At 63.2% G+C, this 1,139-nt stretch carries 1 protein-coding gene; it reads right to left on the bottom strand.

Annotation, left to right across the window (positions count from 1 at the left end):
• Positions 1–1,092 (bottom strand): IS630 family transposase, encoded by a 1,092-nt coding sequence (locus tag AB0I41_RS35240; RefSeq protein ID WP_357115840.1) that lies wholly within the window; start codon positions 1,090–1,092, stop codon positions 1–3.
• Positions 1,093–1,139: the final 47 nt, after the last annotated feature.

A 1,139-nucleotide genomic window follows, 5' to 3' on the forward strand; every position in this document is an offset into this window, starting at 1 on the left:
CTAGTGTGGTGCGCCTGAAATTCGTTTGCAATATCTGGCGAGGGAGTCGAGGATCTCCTCGGCGGTCTTGGTCCACACGAACGGTTTCGGGTTGTCGTTCCAGTCCTTGATCCAGGCTCGGATGTCTTTCTCAAGCGCGGCAACGCTTTTGTGTACGCCGCGGCGGATCATCTGGTCGGTCAGGAAGCCGAACCAGCGTTCCACCTGGTTGATCCACGAGCTTCCGGTCGGGGTGAAGTGCATGTGGAAGCGTGGATGGCGCGCCAGCCAGGTCTTGACCGCCGGGGTCTTGTGCGTGCCGTAGTTGTCACAGATCACGTGGACGTCCAGGTCGGCAGGCACCGACTTGTCGATGGTGATCAGGAACTTCTTGAACTCGATGGCGCGATGTTGACGGTGCAGTTGGCTGATCACGGTGCCGTCGGCGATGTTGAACGCGGCGAACAAGCTGGTGATGCCGTGGCGCACATAGTCGTGGGTGCGCCGCTCAGGCATGCCCGGCATCATCGGTAGCACCGGTTGCGACCGATCCAGGGCCTGCACCTGGGACTTCTCATCGACGCAGAGCACCACGGCCCGCTCAGGCGGGTTGTGGTAAAGCCCGACCACGTCGACAACCTTCTCCACGAACAGCGGGTCCGTCGACAGCTTGAACGTGTCGGTTCGGTGGGGCTTGAGCCCGAAGTCGCGCCAGATCCGTCCGATCGTCGACTTCGACAGTCCCGACCGTGCGGCCATCGACGCCCGCGACCAGTGCGTGGCGTTACGGGGCGTCTGTTCAAGGGTGGCCACGACCACGTCTTCCACCCGGTCCAGACTGATCGACGCCGGTCGGCCTGGCCGGTCCTCATCCATCAGCCCATCCAGGCGGCGTGCCACGAACCGGGTACGCCACTTGCCCACAGTCGATCGGCTGACCCCCAGCTGAGCAGCGACATCCTGATTGGACAGGCCGTCGGCGCATGCCAGCACGATCCGACACCGCAGGGCCAACGCCTGCGCCGACTTCGCCCGCCGCGCCCAGCTCTGCAACGTCTCCCGCTCAGCATCACTGAGTACCAACTCGGCCTTCGGCCGTCCACGACCTGCCACCACCGCAGTCTACATTTAGAAAACGGATTTCAGGCGCAGGACACTAG

It is taken from the genome of Micromonospora sp. NPDC050200 (assembly GCF_040656135.1).
Taxonomy (GTDB): domain Bacteria; phylum Actinomycetota; class Actinomycetes; order Mycobacteriales; family Micromonosporaceae; genus Micromonospora.